This is a genomic window from Paramagnetospirillum caucaseum, from assembly GCF_000342045.1.
Classification (GTDB): Bacteria; Pseudomonadota; Alphaproteobacteria; order Rhodospirillales; family Magnetospirillaceae; genus Phaeospirillum; species Phaeospirillum caucaseum.
The window spans coordinates 1-515 of sequence record NZ_AONQ01000203.1 but is presented as its reverse complement, the minus strand read 5'-3'; the positions used below and the strand labels follow the sequence as shown (position 1 = coordinate 515).

Below are 515 nucleotides of genomic sequence, written 5' to 3'. Positions count from 1 at the left end.
GTTGCGTTCGAGGACTTCGAGTGTCATGGCCAGGATCGGCATGACGCCGTCCAGCAGAGCCTCCTGGTCGGGGCCGAACACCTCGAACGTCGCCAGTTCGACCACGCCCATCAGCCGGCCGCCGTGCAGGACCGGCAACACCACGATGGAACGCGGCACCGCCTCGCCCAGGGCGGAGCCGATATGGACGTAGTCGTCGGGCGGCGCGGTGATGACGATGGGCTGGCGCTCGAGGGCGCATTGGCCGACCAGTCCCTGGCCCAGGGCGAAGCACTGGTTGAAGTCCTTGCGCTCCAGATAGGCGTAGCTGCCCAGCAGCCGCAGATGCCGCTCCGCCTCCACATAGACGAAGAACACCCCGTGCCCGACGTTGAGCAGCGGAGCCAGACTGGCCAGGAAGCGCCGGGCCAGCCCCGGAACGGTGGTCGCCGCCTGCAGCTCCGACTGGATGGCCGCCTGGTTGGTCTTGACCCAGCGCTGGGCGGCCAGTTGGCGGGACTGGGCCTGCAGAACCT

At 68.5% G+C, this 515-nt stretch carries 1 protein-coding gene; it reads right to left on the bottom strand.

Annotated features, from left to right (window positions below; genetic code table 11):
• Positions 1–515, bottom strand: a 515-nt coding sequence (locus H261_RS23015) for a GAF domain-containing protein (protein WP_008622962.1), incomplete at both ends; no start/stop codon positions are given.